This window comes from Pseudomonas sp. M20 (assembly GCF_045037865.1).
Taxonomy (GTDB): Bacteria; Pseudomonadota; Gammaproteobacteria; order Pseudomonadales; family Pseudomonadaceae; genus Aquipseudomonas.
Genome location: NZ_CP173611.1, coordinates 4,459,603 through 4,478,786, shown reverse-complemented (window position 1 = coordinate 4,478,786; position 19,184 = coordinate 4,459,603). Strand labels below are relative to the sequence as shown.

The 19,184-nt window shown below is 59.6% G+C and carries 15 protein-coding genes; 8 read left to right on the top strand and 7 right to left on the bottom strand.

The window, feature by feature from the left end; translation table 11 throughout:
* Positions 1-80: 80 nt before the first annotated feature.
* The 6 genes from ACI514_RS19970 to ACI514_RS19945 all read right to left on the bottom strand — a co-directional run bounded on the left by ACI514_RS19970 (position 81) and on the right by ACI514_RS19945 (position 6,860).
* Entirely contained in the window at positions 81-890 is an 810-nt protein-coding gene (locus ACI514_RS19970; protein ID WP_160056123.1) for an ABC transporter permease, read from the bottom strand.
* Positions 880-1,800 carry an ABC transporter permease gene (locus tag ACI514_RS19965; RefSeq protein ID WP_007908947.1) on the bottom strand — a complete coding sequence of 307 codons (921 nt, stop codon included), beginning with the start codon at positions 1,798-1,800 and terminating at the stop codon, positions 880-882. Before ACI514_RS19965 ends, ACI514_RS19970 begins: the two co-directional genes overlap by 11 nt.
* Before the next feature lie 16 nt (positions 1,801-1,816).
* Positions 1,817-2,854: an ABC transporter ATP-binding protein gene (locus ACI514_RS19960; protein WP_405122251.1), complete on the bottom strand. Its 1,038-nt coding sequence runs from the start codon at positions 2,852-2,854 to the stop codon at positions 1,817-1,819.
* A 267-nt stretch (positions 2,855-3,121) separates the two neighbouring features.
* Positions 3,122-4,273 (bottom strand): putative ABC transporter substrate-binding protein YdcS, encoded by a 1,152-nt coding sequence (gene ydcS, locus ACI514_RS19955; protein WP_077571276.1) that lies wholly within the window; start codon positions 4,271-4,273, stop codon positions 3,122-3,124.
* A gap of 83 nt (positions 4,274-4,356) precedes the next feature.
* A complete protein-coding gene (locus ACI514_RS19950; RefSeq protein WP_405124234.1) occupies positions 4,357-5,814 on the bottom strand; it encodes a gamma-aminobutyraldehyde dehydrogenase in 1,458 nt (485 codons plus the stop codon).
* 131 nt (positions 5,815-5,945) lie between these two features.
* On the bottom strand, positions 5,946-6,860 hold the full coding sequence (locus ACI514_RS19945; protein ID WP_007949637.1) for a LysR family transcriptional regulator: 915 nt from the start codon (positions 6,858-6,860) through the stop codon (positions 5,946-5,948).
* Positions 6,861-7,074: 214 nt separating this feature from the next.
* On the opposite strand from ACI514_RS19945, the gene ACI514_RS19940 reads away from it, so the two are divergent.
* Together ACI514_RS19940 and ACI514_RS19935 are read left to right on the top strand one after the other, a co-directional pair.
* Positions 7,075-9,432: a hypothetical protein gene (locus tag ACI514_RS19940; protein WP_405122250.1), complete on the top strand. Its 2,358-nt coding sequence runs from the start codon at positions 7,075-7,077 to the stop codon at positions 9,430-9,432.
* 150 nt (positions 9,433-9,582) lie between these two features.
* Positions 9,583-10,305, top strand: coding sequence for a tellurite resistance TerB family protein (locus ACI514_RS19935; RefSeq protein WP_150775853.1), 723 nt, complete (start codon positions 9,583-9,585; stop codon positions 10,303-10,305).
* 86 nt (positions 10,306-10,391) lie between these two features.
* Here ACI514_RS19935 and ACI514_RS19930 read toward each other — a convergent pair whose 3' ends face one another.
* Positions 10,392-11,339, bottom strand: coding sequence for an IS110 family transposase (locus ACI514_RS19930; RefSeq protein ID WP_405122027.1), 948 nt, complete (start codon positions 11,337-11,339; stop codon positions 10,392-10,394).
* Positions 11,340-11,773: 434 nt separating this feature from the next.
* Between ACI514_RS19930 and ACI514_RS19925 the strand changes: the two genes are divergently transcribed.
* From ACI514_RS19925 to ACI514_RS19900, 6 genes are read left to right on the top strand one after another with little or no spacing between them, the layout of a single operon-like run.
* Positions 11,774-13,396, top strand: coding sequence for a methyl-accepting chemotaxis protein (locus ACI514_RS19925; protein WP_405122249.1), 1,623 nt, complete (start codon positions 11,774-11,776; stop codon positions 13,394-13,396).
* Positions 13,396-13,932 (top strand): chemotaxis protein CheW, encoded by a 537-nt coding sequence (locus ACI514_RS19920; RefSeq protein WP_160056131.1) that lies wholly within the window; start codon positions 13,396-13,398, stop codon positions 13,930-13,932. Before ACI514_RS19925 ends, ACI514_RS19920 begins: the two co-directional genes overlap by 1 nt.
* Entirely contained in the window at positions 13,929-15,200 is a 1,272-nt protein-coding gene (locus ACI514_RS19915; RefSeq protein WP_405122248.1) for a CheR family methyltransferase, read from the top strand. The genes ACI514_RS19920 and ACI514_RS19915 overlap by 4 nt, the downstream gene beginning before the upstream one ends.
* Positions 15,197-15,880, top strand: coding sequence for a chemotaxis protein CheW (locus tag ACI514_RS19910; RefSeq protein WP_405122247.1), 684 nt, complete (start codon positions 15,197-15,199; stop codon positions 15,878-15,880). The genes ACI514_RS19915 and ACI514_RS19910 overlap by 4 nt, the downstream gene beginning before the upstream one ends.
* Positions 15,877-18,165 carry a hybrid sensor histidine kinase/response regulator gene (locus ACI514_RS19905; RefSeq protein ID WP_405122246.1) on the top strand — a complete coding sequence of 763 codons (2,289 nt, stop codon included), beginning with the start codon at positions 15,877-15,879 and terminating at the stop codon, positions 18,163-18,165. The genes ACI514_RS19910 and ACI514_RS19905 overlap by 4 nt, the downstream gene beginning before the upstream one ends.
* Positions 18,162-19,172 (top strand): chemotaxis response regulator protein-glutamate methylesterase, encoded by a 1,011-nt coding sequence (locus ACI514_RS19900; protein WP_160056137.1) that lies wholly within the window; start codon positions 18,162-18,164, stop codon positions 19,170-19,172. The genes ACI514_RS19905 and ACI514_RS19900 overlap by 4 nt, the downstream gene beginning before the upstream one ends.
* Positions 19,173-19,184: the final 12 nt, after the last annotated feature.

Sequence of the window (19,184 nt, the reverse complement as noted above, 5' to 3'; positions counted from 1 at the left end):
ATGTTGCTTTGAAGATCAAGATCAAAAGATCGCAGCCTTCGGCAGCTCCTACACGGGATTCGGTTTTTTCAGTTATTCGGTTATTTACCGCCGCTACCAGCGACGCTCTCGCCACCACGCGTCAGGTAATACGCGCCGAGAATCGGCAACATGGTCACCATCATCACCAGCATGGCGACGACGTTGGTCACCGGCACATCCCGTGGCCGGCTCAGTTGATTGAGCAGCCACAACGGCAACGTGCGCTCATGCCCGGCGGTAAACGTGGTGACGATGATTTCGTCGAACGACAGCGCAAACGCCAACATGCCGCCGGCCAGCAACGCCGAGCCGAGGTTGGGCAGGATGATGTAGCGAAAGGTCTGCCAGCCATCGGCGCCGAGGTCCATCGAGGCCTCGATCAAGCTGTGTGAAGTACGGCGCAGGCGGGCGATAACATTGTTGTAGACGATCACCACGCAGAAGGTCGCGTGGCCGACGATGATGGTGAACATCCCCGGTTCGATCCCCAGCGTCTTGAACGTCGCCAGCAGTGCGATCCCGGTGATGATTCCCGGCAGCGCAATCGGCAGAATCAGCATCAGCGAAATGCCCTGCTTGCCGAAGAAATCGCGGCGGTATAGCGCTGCCGAAGCCAGCGTGCCAAGCACCATCGCAATCAACGTGGCGATGGCCGCGATCTGCAAGGAAAGCTTGATCGCCTCCAGAACATCCGGCCGCGAAAACGCCACGCTGAACCAGTGCAAGGTGAAGCCCTTCGGCGGAAAGCTGAACGCGGCTTCCTCGGTGTTGAAGGCGTACAAGAAGATGATCAGGATCGGAAAGTGCAGAAACACCAACCCGCCCCAGGCTGCGATTTTCAACCCAATTGAAGCCCTTTCAGAGCGCATCGAAAGCCCCCAGGCGTTTGACGATGGACAGGTAAACCGCAATCAACACAATCGGCACCAGCGTGAACGCCGCCGCCATCGGCATATTGCCAATCGCACCTTGCTGCGCGTACACCATGCTGCCGACAAAGTAGCCCGGCGGCCCGACCAGTTGCGGCACGATGAAGTCGCCCAAGGTCAGCGAAAACGTGAAGATCGAACCGGCGGCGATGCCCGGAATCGACAGCGGCAAAATCACCTGCATAAAGGTCTGACGCGGCTTCGCACCAAGGTCAGCGGAGGCCTGCAACAGCGACGGCGGCAGACGTTCCAGCGACGCCTGAATCGGCAGAATCATGAACGGCAGCCAGATATAAACAAACACCATGAATCGCCCCAGATGCGAGGTCGACAAAGTGCTGCCACCCACCCCGGGAATCCCCAGAATGAACTGCAACACCGGCTCCAGCCCCAGGTGCTGCACGAACCACTGCGCCACGCCGCCCTTGGCCAGCAGCAACGTCCACGCATAGGCCTTGACGATGTAACTGGCCCACATCGGCATCATCACCGCGATGTAGAAAAACGCCTTGGTCTTGCCCGTGGTGTAGCGCGCCATGTAGTAGGCGATCGGGAACGCGACGATGGCGCTGGCGATCGACACGACGATGGCCATGCTCAGCGTGCGCAGGATGATGTCGAAGTTCGACGGCTGAAACAGCGCGGCGAAATTGGCCAGCGTCAGGTCAGGGGTGACCGCCATGGTGAAGTCGTCGAAGGTGTAGAAACCCTGCCACAACAGCACCAGCAGCGAGCCGAGATAAATCGCGCCGAACCACAGCAGTGGCGGCACCAGCAGCATCGACAGATACAGGTTCGGCTTGCGGTAGAGCAGGTTGGAAAACCTGCGCAATGGCGGCGATGCAGTCATCGCGAGCGTGCTCATGTCACACCCCGCTCGCTACGGTGTCGTGCAGCGCAATCATCGCTTCCCGCGCCCAACGCGCGCTCAGACGCTGGCCGGTCTGGTGCTGGGCGCTGCTGTCGATCCACTGATTGTTGGCGTGGCTGATGCTCAGGGTCTGACCGTTTTCCAGCTTCAATTCATAACGCGTGGCGCTGCCCTGATACTGAATGTCGTGGAGTAATCCGCTGACTTCGATTTCGTGGCTGGCCAGCGGGCCTTCGGCGAAACGCACGTGTTCCGGGCGAATCGAAAACGGTTGCGGATGACCGCTGATTTCGCGGGCCAGATCGCCGCGAATCACGTTTGAGGTGCCGACGAATTCAGCGACAAATGTGGTGGTCGGTTTCATGTACAGATTGCGCGGTGTGTCGACCTGTTCGATGCGGCCCTTGTTGAACACGGCGACGCGATCGGACATCGACAGCGCTTCGGTTTGATCGTGAGTGACGAAGATGAAGGTGATGCCGAGTTGGCGTTGCAGCTTCTTCAGTTCGCTTTGCATTTGCTCGCGAAGTTTCAGATCGAGCGCACCCAAAGGCTCATCGAGCAACAGCACGCGCGGACGATTGACCAAGGCGCGGGCGAGGGCGACACGCTGGCGCTGACCGCCGGACAACTGCACCGGTTTTCGTGCGCCGTAACCGCCGAGGGCGACCATGTCCAAGGCTTCTTCGGCGCGTTTATGCCGTTCGGTTTTGCCGACGCCTTTGACCTTCAAACCGTAGGCGACATTGTCGAGCACGTTCATGTGCGGGAACAGCGCGTAATCCTGAAACACCGTGTTGACGTCACGTTGATACGGCGGCAACCCGGCCGCTTCGGCGCCGTGGATACGGATCGAGCCGGCGCTCGGTTGTTCGAATCCGGCGATCAGGCGCAGGCAGGTGGTTTTGCCCGAGCCGGAAGGGCCGAGCATGGAAAAGAACTCGCCGTCCTCGATATCGATGGAAACCCGGTCAACGGCCTTCACCTCGCCGAACTGCCGGGAAACGTTGGTGAACTGGACTGCAAGCGTCATGGTGCGGTGCTCCGGTAAAACGGGCTTTCAAAAAAGTCGTGTGTGGCGTCGAAAAGATCGCAGCCTGCGGCAGCTCCTACAGTAGGTGTGCAGGGCGCTGAGATTGCTTTTAGCTCCCTCTCCCTCCGGGAGAGGGCGGGGGGTGAGGGTGGCTTTATTGGCCGTTGCTCTGAGATCAAGAGCAAGGTCAAAAGCTACCCCCTCACCCCGGCCCTCTCCCCCAAGGGGTCGAGGGGGAAAGGGAGCAGACCGCGTCGTTATTGAGAGCTAGCGGCCGCCCATGATCGCGATGTAGTCCTGCGTCCAGCGGCTATACGGCACAAATTTGCCACCTTCAGCCTGCGGAGTTTTCCAGAAGGCGATCTTGTTGAACTGGTCGAAGCCGTTGGTCTTGCAACCTTCAGCGCCGAGCAATTCGCTCTCCTTGCACGCCGCTGGCACCGCTGGCAACGAACCAAACCACGCCGCTACATCACCCTGGACTTTCGGTTTCAGCGACCAGTCCATCCACTTGTAAGCGCAATTCGGGTGCTTGGCCTCGGCGTGCAACATCGTGGTATCAGCCCAACCCGTAGCACCTTCTTTCGGAATGGTCGAAGCAATCGGCTGCTTCTCGTTCATCAAACCGTTGACCTGATACGGCCACGCGCTCGACGCCACCACGCCTTCGTTTTTGAAGTCGCTCATCTGCACCGTGGTGTCATGCCAGTAGCGGTGGATCAGCGGCTGCTGCGCGCGCAACAGGTCGAGCACGGCTTTGTACTGATCTTCGGTCAGTTGATACGGATCCTTGATGCCCAGTTCAGGCTTGGTCGATTTCAGATAGAGCGCCGCGTCGGCGATATAAATCGGGCCGTCATACGCCTGCACGCGGCCCTTGTTCGGCTTGCCGTCGGGCAGATCCTGAGCGGCGAACACCACGTTCCAACTGCTCGGCGCGGTCTTGAACACGTTGGTGTTGTACATCAGCACGTTCGGGCCCCACTGGTACGGGGTGCCGTAAGTCTGCTGGTTGACCACGTACCACGGCGCGTCTTTGAGGCGCGGGTCGAGGGTGTTCCAGTTCGGGATCAACGCGGTGTTGATCGGTTGCACACGCTTGCCGACGATCAACCGCAGCGAGGCATCGCCGGACGCGGTGACCAGGTCGTAACCGCCCTTGGCCATCAAGCTGACCATTTCGTCCGAGGTGGCGGCGGTCTTCACATTGACCTTGCAACCGGTTTCCTTTTCGAAACCGGTGACCCAGTCGTAAGCCTTGTCGCTCTCGCCACGTTCGATGTAACCCGGCCACGCAACGATATCCAGCTGACCTTCGCCAGCGCCGACAGCCTTAAGCGGCTCGGCAGCTTGCAGGCTGGCGCTGGCCAGCAGGGCCGTGGTGATTGCACTGAGCAATGCGGTCTTGTGCACGAACATGGTTGAACCCTCTTCTTTAAATTATGGTCGGGGCAGTTTTGAACGCGGTGAAGCATGCCGTTGGCGGCTTGTTATTAGCGTAGTCAGAGATGCTGGCCGTGGCGGGTCATGATGTGCCGCACCACGCTGTAGTCCTGCAGCGAATCACTGGATAAGTCTTTGCCGTAACCGGAGCGTTTCAGCCCGCCGTGGGGCATTTCGCTGACCAGCATGAAATGGCTGTTGATCCACGTGCAGCCGTACTGCAAGCGCGCGGCGACCTGCATCGCCTTGTCCAGATTCTGTGTCCAGACCGACGAGGCGAGGCCGTATTCGGAGTCGTTGGCCCAGTCGACGGCTTGTGCGAGTTCGTCAAAACGGGTCACGGTGACCACCGGGCCGAACACTTCGCGCTGGACGATTTCGTCGCTCTGTTTGCAACCGGCGAGCAGCGTCGGTTGATAGTAGAAACCGGCGCCGGAGTGCACTGCTGCACCGGTCACGCGTTCGATGTGCGGCTGACCGAGGGCGCGTTCGACGAAACTGGCCACGCGGTCGCGCTGGCGGGTGCTGATCAGCGGGCCGATCTCGTTGTCGGCGTCACGCTTGCCGGCGAAGCGCAGGCTGCTGACGGCGGCGCCGAGTTCAGCGACCAATTTGTCGTGAATCCCGGCCTGCGCGTAGATCCGGCAGGCGGCGGTGCAGTCCTGCCCGGCGTTGTAGTAACCGTAAGTGCGCACGCCTTCGACTACGGCTTGAATGTCGGCGTCGTTGCAGACGATCACCGGGGCTTTGCCGCCGAGTTCGAGGTGCGTGCGTTTCAGGGTTTTCGCAGCGGCTTGAAGGATTTTCTGTCCGGTGACGATATCGCCGGTCAGCGAGACCATGCGTACTTTGGCGTGGCCGACCAAATGGCTGCCAACACCTTCGCCACCACCACAGATAATGTTGATCACCCCGCGCGGGAGGATCTCGGCCAGTGCTGGCGCCAGGGCGAGGATCGACAGCGGCGTGTGTTCGGACGGTTTGAACACCAGCGTGTTGCCGGCGGCGAGGGCCGGGGCGATTTTCCACGCGGCCATCATGATCGGGTAATTCCACGGCGCAATCGAGGCGACCACGCCAATCGGATCACGACGGACCATGCTGGTGTAGCCCGGCAGGTATTCGCCGCTGAGCTGACCGGTCTGGCAACGCACGGCACCCGCGAAGAAACGGAACACATCGACGGTCGCGGTCAAATCGTCCTGACGCGCCAAGTGCAACGGCTTGCCGCAGTTCAGCGATTCGAGGCGGGCGAGGTGGTCGGCGTGTTTTTCCACGGCGTTGGCGATGTCGAGCAACAGATTCGAGCGTTGCTGCGGCGTGGTGCGCGACCACTCGGCGAAGGCGCGATGGGCGGCGAGGATGGCGGTTTCGACCTGCTCGGTGCTGGCCTCGGCGATGTGCGTGAGGATTTCACCGGTGGCCGGGTTGAGGATCGGTTCGACAAAACCTTCCCCAGCGACCAATTCGCCATCGATCAACAACGCGGTACACATCGGGGTCTGCGCGCCAGCCATTTTCCGCGATCTCTTTTCTTGTGTGGCCATTGTTGCTCCCTGATATCGGGAGCCGGCCGTCTTATAGATGCAGCAAGACTAGTGCGCGGCTCCGAGGTCGACAAATTCTAAATACTGAAGGCAGCGTTCGATTAAATAGATGGCTTGCGTCCGCCGTGAGGTTGCTCACGGGCTACGGTCAGGAATGGGTCGACGAGAGCGGGGCGCGCAGTGCCACGGCGCCAGGCCAGACCGACGTCGAGCGTCTGGTTGAGGTCGGCGATGGGCCGTGCTTCGATGATGTCGCCCTCCAGCGACCATGGGCGGTAAGTCATGTCGGGTTGGATCGATACGCCCAATCCGGCGGCGACCAGACTTCGCACGGCCTCGGTGGACGCGGTTCTCAGAGTGATCTTCGGTTGCAGCCCGGAACCGCGCCAGAAACGCTGGGCGTTGCGATCCATTTCATCGACGTTGAGTTGGATCAACGGTTCGCGGGCGACGTCGGCGAGATTGATGCTGTCGTGCTCCAGCAGTGGATGCTGAGCAGGGAGCCACAAGCGGTGCGGCGAATGGGTCAGCACTTCGGTCTGCAAAGCGTGGCGATCTTCGAGGTTGGAGAGGATCAACACGCCGACATCGATCTCGCCACTGACCAGCAGATGCTCGATGTAAGGGCGCTCATCTTCCATCACGCGGATTTCGACGTTGGGGTAGGCACGTTGAAACCGGGTAAGCAAATCTGCCAGGTAATAACCGGCCACCAGACTGGTCACGCCGACGATCAACTGCCCGGCAACCTGATCAGTGCTCTGCTGAAGGCTGCGTTTGGCATTGTCCACGGTCGCCAGAATCAGGTGCGCCTGGCGTAGGAATTGATGACCTTGGTGCGTAAGGGTCATGCCTTTGGCGTGACGGCTGAACAGACTGACGCCGATTTCCTCTTCCAGTTGCTGGATCGCCAACGTCAGAGTTGATTGGGAAATGAATGCAGTTTGCGCGGCGGCGGAGATCGAGCCGGTTTCGGCCACGGCAATGAAATGACGGATCTGGCGCAGGGTCATCATGACGGGAATACCCGATGGGCGATTTAATCGATGGCTCGGACTGTATATCTTTTTAGTCGATGGATCGATTTCCGAAAATGACTCGCCGGTTTGCTCTTGCCATTCGTCGGGAAAGGGTCTCGACCTGTAATTTCTGACAGTTGTCCATCTGGCCCTTATCGCGCTCACTGATTGCAGAGATTTCTGGCGTTCAATTTGCGATAAGGAGATTCACATGGACACGGTCCCCACCGGGCAGTCTGATAGCTCAGAACCGGTAGCTCCGACTTGTTTGCCACAAAGTGATGAGCTGATGTCAGGTGTCATGGAGGTGGACAATCAGGTGCTGGCGTTGAGTCCACCTGATCTGCCAGAAGCCACACGACCGGTCAAAGGCGCGCATTTGGGTGTTCCATTGCGCATCTATGATTTGGCGCCGGAAGGCGCAAAAGTCGTCTTCGATCCGTATCTGAACCAGCGACGGGGCGATACGGTGTTTTTGAATCTGAATGGTCAACCCGGCATCGACAGTGTGCAGACGCTCGCCGAAGACGATGCTGTAACACTGCACATTCCTCATAAGTTACTGCTTCCCGATGTGGTTAACCGGATCACCTGTACCGTGAAGCGGGGCAGTGAAAACAAGGGCACCTCCGAGCCACCGCTGGAGGTGCTATACAACAAGGTCCGTCCCGGTAATCAAGACACCACTCCGGGAGACGGAGCACATTCGGAACTTGAATTGATTCTGTCCGACGCCTGGCGCAACGGCGTTGGCCCGGACTTTCCTGCCGCCGGTGCCCAAGTCTGCGTGTCATACCCGTATTGCCGTGCTTTTGACCGCATTCGATTGAACCTCAACGGCCATGATGTTTACCACGATGTCACAGAGGAAGAGGTGCCAGATCCGTGGTCCAGTGATCCCGTCAAGGTCTGTTTCAGCGTCACCCGCGCAGACTTGGATAAGGCCGGGGATCACCCGAAATTCAACATCTCTTATACGGTTACCGATCAGTTGGGTAACAATCCCGATCCGGACTCACTCTGGTCGGCTGTGCAAACCATTGATGTGGATTTGGCGGGTAGTCGATTGCCCAAGGCTTTGTTGCGCGAAATCCTTGATGGTCCCGACGATGACCCGGATATCGAACTTGAGAAGCTCGGTGCAAATGATTTGCTGATCGTTGTACTCACCAGTGATCCGCGTTTCCTGTTTGGCGATTTGATCTTTGCCACCTTCACCGCAAGAGTCACAGGCAACCCGGACGTTATCGTTACGGCCACGGGCACCGTCGGCAAAGACCAGTTCGGGCAGAAGCAACCGAGCATTTTAAAGATCGAGAACAAGAGCGTTATCGCTGGTAGTGACGTGTCGGTGACCTACACACTTATCAGAGAGGGCGCCTCGGTCGGCAACTCGGCAGTCACCACTGCCAAAGTAAAGGGCGAGGGGTTGCCAGCGTTGCTTGCACCGCAGCTGCTCAAATCGGTCAAACGAGTTCTCGACCCACTGGACTCTGCCAATCTGCAAGGTGCTACGGGTCGGGTCGAAATCGTCGGTTATCTTCCGCGCCGGGACGAAAAATTCCTCCTCATCGTTAATGGCGCCGCGGGAGCGGGATCTCCAACCTTTGAGCCCAAGCCGCTGAACTCCTACAGTCGGGCCAACTTTCAACTCGATAGCGCATTCATTGCGGCGAATCTCGGCAAGCGGGTGGAGCTCAGTTTTGTACACCTGCGCGGTGACAAGCCGATACAGACTTCGCCAATTCTGTCGGCCACTATCGGGCCTATTACGGACTACCATCCTGACCTGCCGACCCCGATCATCGGTGATGCGCATGGCGGCGATCTGGACGTCACGCAACTGCACATGCAAACGCTTCTGGAGGTCAGCCAGTGGCCCCATCAGGTCAAAAACCAACTGGTTTCGTTTATCTACAGCGGTACAGACCGAGAGGGTAAAGCGACGAGTTTCGAGGACGCGGGGATTCTCGCTCCAACTTCAGGGCTGAGCCGTTCAATACCGTTGGATTGGCTTTTCACGCTGGGTGACGCAAGCCAGTTGAGCATTGGTATTAGCGTGAATTATTCGGGCAGCCCCGATGGCAAGCAGATCGTGAAGTTTCCGAAGAGGATCTATACGGTCAAGACATTGTTGACCGAGAATTTTGATAATGAGCTTTCGCGGACGATCAACCGCCCCGGTGAGATCCTGGTGACGCCGGTTCTTACCTTCAAACTGTTGTCGACTGCGGTTTGGCCGGCTAATCCGGCTTTCTATACATTTGGTCAAATAGGCAGTGGTGTGCCGGACCAACAGCTTCACTGGTATGTCGTGGGGCAAGAGAGAGCAGAGATTACATTCATTCGTCCATGCCAAAAGGTGAGCTTCAAATTCCTTGCAAATCAACCACTGAATACTTATGCCGATATTCACTTTTATGACAACGACGGCCGCTCTCTCGGACAAGTCAGACTCGATAGGCCATACAGAGTTATTGAATTCTCAGGGTTGAATATCAAGAGATTGGAGCTTGTCGCACGAGGTAACGTTGCCTGGGTGTTTGACGATTTTGTACTGACGCCTTAATGACTGAACACAGTGGGTGGGCTTTTTCAATTTATGGTGCGCGAGGAAAAGCAGCAATATCTGGAAGCACACTCACTGGCAGGTCGTGGGCACTTTCGAACTAGGCTGAAGGCCTTATAGAGCCGGATACCCCTAGTTTGGAGGCGTGACATGAACACCCGTGGATTGCTCGATCAGCTACTCAAATCGGGCCAGGATCTTTTGCAGAACAAGGCTGGCGGAGCGCAGAACAAAACGGCTGGCGGTGGCTTGGGCGGTTTGCTCGGCGGCGCGTCTGGCTCCGGTGGCCTCGGCAGTCTGCTGTCAGGTGCGGGTGGCGGTGCATTGGCGGCTGGCGCGATGGGACTGCTGCTTGGTAACAAGAAAGTGCGCAAGGTCGGCGGCAAAGTTGCGATCTACGGCGGGCTCGCAGCGCTTGGCGTACTGGCCTACAAAGCCTACGGCAACTACAACGCCCAGAAAGGCACCGCACCGCAAACCGAACCGCAAACCCTCGACCGCTTGCCACCGGCGCAAGCCGAGCAACACAGTCAGGCCATCCTCAAAGCCTTGGTCGCTGCCGCCAAAGCTGACGGCCATATCGATGACCGCGAACGTCAACTGATCGAGGGCGAATTCACCAAGCTCGACAACGATCAGGAGCTGCAGCACTGGCTGCACGCCGAACTCAACAAACCCCTCGACCCGACCGACGTCGCCCGGGCCGCGAGCACGCCGGAGATGGCAGCGGAGATGTACATCGCCAGTGTGATGTTGGTGGATGAGGAGAACTTCATGGAGAAAAGCTATCTGGATGAACTGGCGCGGCAGTTGAAGCTGGAGCCGGGGTTGAAGGTGGAGTTGGAGAAGCAGGTGCGCATCGCATCGGCGTAAACCCGGCTGACCCCCTTCGCGAGCAAGCTCGCTCCCACAGGGTATTGCGTTCCAATGTGGGAGATTCTATGGTTCATGCCTAGCCCCTAAACGGCTTTAGGTGAGTATTCGCTCTGGTTTTTCAACAGAGCAAATACCACCCGCGCAAGCTTGCGGGCTAGTGCAACCAGTGCTTGGGTAGTGCTCAGTCCGCGCTCTCTCAAAGCCTCATAAAATCCTTTCCACGCCGAGGTTCGGCTCGCCGCCATTGCAGCGTTGTGCAGCAACCGACGCGCCTCTGAGTCGCCTCGTTTGGTCAGGCAGCGACGGCCTTTCTTTTTGCCTGAGTCAGATATGCGCAGATCCAGGCCTAGAAAGGCGATGAAAGCGTCGGCATTCTTGAAGTCCCCACGCTGAAAGGATGCGAGCAAGCGGGCACCGGTCAACGTACCGATGCCTTCTACCTTCATGCAACGCTTGAGCTGAGCACCTAAATCGGCTTCGTCTATCTGCGTCAGGATCGTTTTCTCCAGCAGGATTTCCAGTCTTTGCATGGCGTTTATCTGATTTTTGAAAGCGGTTTTGAGCAACGGCTCATTCTCCCAGCTCTGCTTGAGGCTGACACGAGCCTGGACCAGAGCCGCACGGCGCCGGAAAAGACTGATGAGCCGGCAATACAAGGGCGACGGCGGTGTCCAAGGGCGTAAGTGGTCCCCTTCGTTTGTGAGATAACGGGCCAGTAATCGGGCATCCAGCGCATCAGTCTTCGCGCGAACGTTCACGCCTTTGCGGTAATGGCTGAGCTCATAACCGCCAACCATATAGATCACGCACCCATCGGCATGCGCCAGATCAGCAAATTCCTGGTGATAGATATTGGTGGCTTCGATGGCGATTGCCACTGGCTTGGCTACAGTTTTGAGCCATTTTTTGATTGCTGCTTTGGTGTTAGAGATTGTCTCGAGATGATCTGATTCGGCGCAATAAATCACCAGTTCATCCTTGGCGACATCAACCCCGATGATCGACTGAGTAGTAGCGACGGGCATTGCCATGAGAAATCCTCCGGGCTAAGGTTTGAACACTTGAAGGGTTCACCCAGAGGCGCAGGCTTGTTCCTATCGTCGGTCTAGGCCAGATGCATTCTTTATCGGCGCTTGGGTGAAAGGAGGAGGGTGAAATCTCCCACGGTCTGTACTGCGCTAACAGTCAGAATCGAGCCTTGTCCCTCCTCCTCCCTTCAAGTCCTACCATACAAGCGAGCTTGCTCGCGAGGCATTTTCCGCCGCACACCGGCGGCAATGGCCGATCCATCGCCCCTTTTTGCGATTACCCCAGTGCCACGCCCACCCGCAATTGTCGGACAGTCCCACCCCAGAGCCCTCCCGCCGACCAACGCGTACAGGCCCGAAGGTTACAAAGCGTCTTATAAATGAAACACCGCCCTCGGCTATACTCCCCGCATTTCGATCAGGCACGAGGAATCACTGTGAAGAACTGGACGTTGCGCCAACGCATTTTGGCGAGCTTTGCGGTGATTATCGCCATCATGTTGCTGATGGTCGTCGTCTCTTATTCGCGACTGTTGAAGATTGAAACCAGTGAAAACAGCGTGCGTGATGACGCGATTCCCGGCGTCTATTACAGCTCGATGATCCGTGGCGCCTGGGTCGACAGCTATCTGCAGACGCAAGAATTGCTCGGGCTCAAGGGCGGCGAGGGGATCTCCAGCGAGGACGCGGCGGACTACAAGGCGTTCGAGGCGCGTTTGCAAGAGCAGATGGAGAACTATCGCAAGACCATGGCGACCGACGAGGATCGTCTCGAGTTCGCCGCCTTCGAGAAATATCACGACGCCTACCTCCAGATTCAGGATGCCGTGCTGGACTTGCACAAGCGCAATCTGGAAGCGGATGCGGTGAAGATGTTCCACGAAAAGCTCACACCCGCCTGGTATTCCGGGCGCATGAAACTCAACGACATCATCGGCGAAAACAAGAGAGTCGCCGACCAGGCCATGAACAATATCGACGATGCCGTGGCCGCAGCCAAAGTCAGCATGTTCATTTCCCTGTTGGTCGCCGTCCTGGCCGCCGGCCTGTGCGGTCTGTTGTTGATGCGCGCAATCATGGCGCCGATGAACCGCATTGTGCAGATCCTCGACACCATGCGCACCGGTGACCTCAGTTCGCGCCTGAACCTTGAGCGCAAGGACGAGTTCGGCGCCGTCGAAACCGGCTTCAACGACATGATGACCGAGCTGACTGCACTGGTTTCACAAGCCCAGCGCTCCTCGGTGCAGGTGACCACCTCGGTGACTGAAATTGCCGCCACCTCCAAGCAACAGCAAGCCACCGCTACCGAAACCGCAGCGACCACCACCGAAATCGGCGCAACGTCCCGTGAGATCGCCGCCACGTCGCGCGATCTGGTGCGCACCATGACCGAAGTCTCCACCGCTGCCGATCAGGCCTCGGTGCTGGCCGGCTCAGGCCAGCAAGGCTTGGCGCGGATGGAAGACACCATGCACTCGGTAATGGGCGCGGCCGATCTGGTCAATGCCAAACTGGCGATCCTTAACGAGAAGGCCGGCAACATCAACCAAGTGGTGGTGACCATCGTCAAGGTTGCCGACCAGACCAACCTGCTGTCGCTCAACGCGGCAATCGAAGCCGAGAAGGCCGGTGAATACGGCCGCGGTTTTGCCGTGGTCGCCACCGAGGTGCGACGTCTGGCGGATCAGACCGCTGTCGCCACTTACGATATCGAGCAAATGGTTCGCGAGATCCAGTCGGCGGTGTCGGCAGGTGTGATGGGCATGGACAAGTTCTCCGAAGAAGTGCGCCGTGGCATGTCCGAAGTGCAGCAGGTCGGCGAGCAACTGTCGCAGATCATCCATCAGGTGCAGGCACTGGCGCCGCGGGTGTTGATGGTCAACGAAGGCATGCAGGCGCAGGCCACCGGCGCCGAGCAGATCAACCACGCGCTGGTGCAGTTGGGCGATGCCAGCAGCCAGACCGTCGAGTCGCTGCGTCAGGCCAGTTTCGCCATCGACGAACTGAGCCAGGTGGCCGTCGGGCTGCGCAGCGGCGTTTCGCGATTCAAAGTCTGATGAGCGAAATCATCGCCAAACGCGGCGCCGCGCAGGTGGCGAAGCCGGCATTGTTCCTGCTGTTTCGTATCGGCAGCGAGCGTTACGCCCTGCGCGCCACCGAAGTCGCGGAAGTGTTGCCGCGCCTGCCGCTCAAGCCGATCGCGCGGGCACCGCAATGGGTCGCCGGGGTGTTTGCCTATCGCGGTGCTGTGGTGCCGGTGATCGATCTCAGCGCATTGACCTTTGGCCATCCTGCCGAGGCGCGCACCAGCACCCGTCTGGTATTGGTCAATTATCGGCCGGATGAAACGCAACCCGCGCAATGGCTCGGACTGATTCTCGAACAAGCCACCGACACCCTGCGTTGCCATCCGCACGAGTTTCAGCCTTACGGCCTCGACAACCGCGAGGCGCCTTACCTCGGCCCGGTTCGCGAAGATGCCCAGGGATTGGTGCAATGGGTGCGGGTCAATGACTTGCTCGATGACGCGGTGCGCGCCTTGCTATTCCCCGATCCGCCGCTGAGTCCGGCGCAGCTTGAGGCGCCGGCATGAGCAGCGATCAGCGCTTTTTCGACTTTCTCAAGGAACGCATCGGCCTCGATGTGACCTCGGTGGGGCCGGCGATCATTGAGCGCGCAGTGCGCCAGCGCACGACACTTTCGCAAGCGGCGCATGCCGATGAGTATTGGCTGTTGCTGCAAGGCTCGCGGGAAGAACAGCAAGCGCTGATCGAGGCGGTGATCGTCCCGGAAACCTGGTTTTTCCGCTATCCGGAATCCTTCGCGACGCTGGGCAAACTGGCGCGTAAACGTCTTGGCGAACTGAACAATATGCGTGCGCTGCGCATCCTCAGTTTGCCGTGTTCCACGGGCGAAGAACCCTATTCGATTGCCATGGCCTTGCTCGATGCCGGGCTCAAGCCGCATCAGTTCAAGGTCGATGGCATGGACGTCAGTCCGCTGTCGGTGGAGAAGGCGCGGCGCGCGCTGTACGGCAAGAATTCGTTTCGCGGTCAGGATCTGGACTTTCGCGACCGGCATTTCACGGCTGAGCAGGAAGGCCATCGAGTCAATGACGATGTGCGTGAGCAAGTGCGTTTGCAGGTCGGCAATGTGCTCGATCCGACGCTGCTGGCCAGCGAGCCGGCGTTCGATTTCGTGTTCTGCCGCAACCTGCTGATCTATTTCGATCAGCCGACGCAGAAGCAGGTGTTCGAGGTGCTCAAGCGCCTGACCCATTTCGATGGCGTGCTGTTTATCGGCCCGGCAGAAGGCAGTTTGCTCGGGCGTTTGGGCATGCGTTCGATCGGTATCCCGCAATCCTTCGCGTTCAGTCGCCACAGCGATCCGCACCCCGAGCCGTTGCCGACACCTAAACCCGTGGCGGTGCCTGTCAGTCAACCGCCACGCAGCATGCCGCCACCGGTGCTGCGTCAGCGACCGTTTGCCGCCGTGACGCCACTGCCGACCGCCAGCAAAAGCGCCAACCCGGACGCGGCGACCCTGCTGGCCAACATCGCCGCGCTGGCCAACGAAGGCAAAAGTGCCGAAGCCCGCGCCGCGTGCGAACAGTATTTGCGCAGCCACGAACCGGTGGCTCAGGTATTTTACTGGCTCGGTCTGCTCAGCGATGTCGCCGGCCTGACCCTCGAAGCCCAAGGCTGCTATCGCAAAGCGTTGTACCTCGAACCGCAACATCCCGAAGCGTTGATGCACCTGGCTGCGCTGCTGCAGGCCCACGGCGACACGGTGGGTGCCAGACGATTGCAGGAGCGCGCCGCCCGCAGTGGCCGCACCGCCGAAAGTGAGCGTAAACGATGATCCCGTCCGACACCTTGAACGTCACCCACGAAGACGCCCGGGCCATCGACGATTGCTGGAACCGCATCGGCATTCATGGCGACAAGTCCTGTCCGCTGCTTGAAGACCACATTCATTGCCGCAATTGCTCGGTGTATTCCGCCGCCGCCACGCGCCTGCTTGATCGTTATGCGTTGCAGCAGGATGAGCGCGACCCGGTGGCGACTGCCGTAGAAAGCGATGTGAAAACCCGCTCGTTGCTGATGTTCCGTCTCGGCGAAGAATGGCTGGGGCTGGCGACGCGCAGTCTCGTTGAAGTGGCGCCGCTGCAAGCGATTCACTCGCTGCCTCACCAGCGTTCGCGGGCCTTGCTCGGCGTGGCCAATGTGCGCGGCGCGCTGGTGGCGTGCCTTTCGCTGGTCGAGCTGCTCGATCTGGATGGCAATGCCGTGCCGGCCACAGGAGTGCGAATCATGCCGCGCATGTTGATCATCGCCGCCCATGGCGGGCCGGTGGTGGTGCCGGTGGATGAAGTTGACGGGATTCATGCCATCGACGAGCGCATCCTCGATGCAGCGTCGCAATCCGGGGCGCAGGCCAGCGCCAAATACACCCGTGGTGTTCTGCAATATCGGGGGCGCAGCCTGCGTTGGCTGGATGAAGAACAGCTGCTGTCCGCCGTGACCCGGAGCCTCACATGACCCCCGAGCAAATGCGCGACGCCTCGCTGCTTGAATTGTTCAGTCTCGAAGCCGAAGCGCAGACCCAAGTACTCAGCGCCGGGCTGCTGACACTCGAGCGCAACCCGACCCAGGCCGATCAACTGGAATCGTGCATGCGCGCCGCGCACTCGCTTAAAGGGGCGGCGCGGATTGTCGGCATCGACAGCGGCGTCAGCGTCGCTCACGTCATGGAGGATTGCCTGGTCAGCGCACAGGAAGGACGCTTGTTGCTGCGGCCCGAGCATATCGATGCGTTGTTACAGGGTACCGATTTGCTCATGCGCATTGCGACGCCGACGAATGCGCCGCAGCCGAGTGATATCGACGCTTACGTGGCGTTGATGGCGAGTTTGCTCGATCCGTCGACACCGCCGGCAACGCTGATTGCACCGTCGATGGCCGAGTTGCAACTTGACGCGCCGCCGGTGTTTGAACCTGCGCTGGCTCCGATCATGGAAGCCCCAGTCGAAACCTCGGAACCGGCGCCACGCAAAAACAAACGCACCACCGAAGGTGGCGAACGCGTCTTGCGCGTAACCGCCGAGCGCCTGAACAGCCTGCTCGATCTGTCGAGCAAATCGCTGGTGGAAACCCAGCGCCTCAAACCGCATCTGGCGACCATGCAACGCCTCAAGCGTATGCAGAACAACGGTCTGCGAGCGCTGGAAAACCTCAACGTCCATCTCAAAGAACACGCGCTGAGCCTTGAAGCGCTGGAAGCGTTGGAAGACGCGCGGCGTTTGCTCGCCGAATCCCAGCAACTGCTGAGCGAGAAAAACGCCGAACTCGACGAATTCGCCTGGCAGGCCAGCCAGCGCGCGCAAGTGCTCTACGACACGGCGTTGGCCTGTCGTATGCGGCCCTTCGCCGACGTCCTCACCGGTCAAGTGCGCATGGTCCGTGATCTGGGCCGCAGCCTTGGCAAACAGGTACGGCTGGAGATCGAGGGCGAAAAAACCCAGGTCGACCGTGATGTGCTGGAAAAGCTCGAAGCGCCGCTGACGCATTTGCTGCGCAATGCCGTCGATCACGGCATCGAAACCCCGGAGCAACGTTTGCTCAAGGGCAAACCCGAAGAAGGCCTGATCCGCCTGCGGGCTTCACATCAGGCCGGACTGCTGGTTCTGGAATTGAGCGATGACGGCAACGGCGTCGATCTGGAAAAGGTTCGTCGCAGCATCATCGAACGGCAGTTATCCCCAGCGGAAACCGCCGCGCAGTTGAGCGAAGAGGAACTGCTGACCTTCCTGTTCCTGCCCGGCTTCAGCCTGCGCGACACCGTCACTGAAGTGTCTGGGCGCGGCGTCGGCCTCGATGCTGTTCAACACATGGTTCGCCAGTTGCGCGGTGCCGTGGTGCTGGAGCAGGCAGCGGGCGAGGGCAGTCGCTTCCATCTGGAAGTGCCGCTGACCTTGTCGGTGGTGCGCAGCCTCGTCGTGGAAGTCGGCGAAGAGGCCTACGCGTTCCCACTGGCGCACATCGAGCGCATGTGCGATCTGGCCCCGGAAGACATCGTGCAGGTCGAGGGCCGTCAGCATTTCTGGCATGAAGACCAGCACGTCGGGTTGGTTGCTGCCAGTCAGTTGCTTAACCGTCCGGCCAGTCAGAGCAGCGGCGAAACCCTCAAAGTTGTGGTGATCCGTGAGCGCGATGCGATTTATGGCGTTGCCGTGGAGCGCTTCATTGGCGAGCGCACCCTGGTGGTGTTGCCACTCGATGAGCGGCTGGGCAAAGTGCAAGACATCTCCGCCGGAGCTTTGCTCGACGACGGCTCGGTGGTGCTGATCGTCGATGTCGAAGACATGCTGCGGTCGGTGGATAAACTGCTCAATACCGGACGCTTGGAACGCATCGCCCGCCACGGCAATCAGGCTGCTGAGGCAGCGCGTAAACGGGTGTTGGTGGTCGACGACTCGCTGACGGTGCGCGAGCTGCAACGCAAGCTGCTGCTCAATCGCGGCTACGACGTCGCGGTGGCGGTGGACGGCATGGACGGTTGGAACGCGCTGCGTTCGGAGGACTTCGATTTGCTGATCACCGACATCGACATGCCGCGCATGGACGGCATTGAACTGGTCACGTTGCTGCGTCGCGACAACCGTCTGCAGTCGCTGCCGGTAATGGTCGTGTCGTACAAGGATCGTGAAGAGGATCGCCGCCGTGGCCTGGACGCCGGGGCGGACTATTATTTAGCCAAAGCCAGTTTTCATGACGACGCCCTGCTCGACGCAGTGGTCGAGCTGATCGGAGGAGCGCGGGCATGAAGATCGCAATCGTCAACGACATGCCCATGGCGGTGGAGGCACTGCGCCGGGCGTTGGCCTTCGAGCCGGCGCATCAGGTGGTCTGGGTCGCCCGCAACGGCGCCGAGGCGGTGCAACTGTGCGCCGAAAACACCCCGGATCTGATCCTCATGGATCTGATCATGCCGGTGATGGACGGCGTCGAAGCCACCCGCCGGATCATGGCCGAAACCCCGTGTGCCATTGTCATTGTGACCGTCGACCGCCAGCAGAACGTGCACCGGGTCTTCGAAGCCATGGGCCACGGCGCGCTGGATGTGGTCGATACACCGGCACTCGGTGCTGGCGACGCTCGGGACGCCGCCGCGCCACTGTTGCGCAAGATCCTCAACATCGGCTGGCTGATTGGCGACAAAGCGCCGCGCTCACGTCCCGCGCCGACGCCTCCGCGCAGTTCGGGTTCGCGCCAGCGATTGGTGGCGATCGGCTCATCGGCAGGTGGGCCGGCGGCGCTGGAGGTGTTGCTCAAAGGCTTGCCGAAGGATTTCTCGGCGGCGATTGTGCTGGTGCAGCACGTCGATCAGGTATTCGCCGCCGGCATGGCAGAATGGCTGGCCAGCGCCAGCGGCCTCGATGTACGACTGGCCCGTGAAGGCGAACCGCCGCAGGCTGGCGCCGTACTGCTGGCCGGCACCAACCACCATATTCGCTTGTTGAAAAACGGTACGCTGGCCTACACCGCCGAGCCGGTCAACGAGATCTACCGTCCCTCGATCGACGTGTTTTTCGAAAGTGTCGCCAGTTATTGGACTGGCGACGCTGTCGGGGTTTTATTGACCGGGATGGGACGCGACGGCGCGCAAGGGCTTAAGCTCATGCGCCAACAGGGCTACTTGACCATCGCGCAGGATCAGCAAAGCAGTGCGGTGTACGGCATGCCCAAAGCCGCTGCGGCCATTGATGCCGCCGTAGAAATACGTCCGCTGGAAAGAATAGCGCCGCGATTGCAGGAGGTTTTCCCCAAATGATCAGGTCAATCC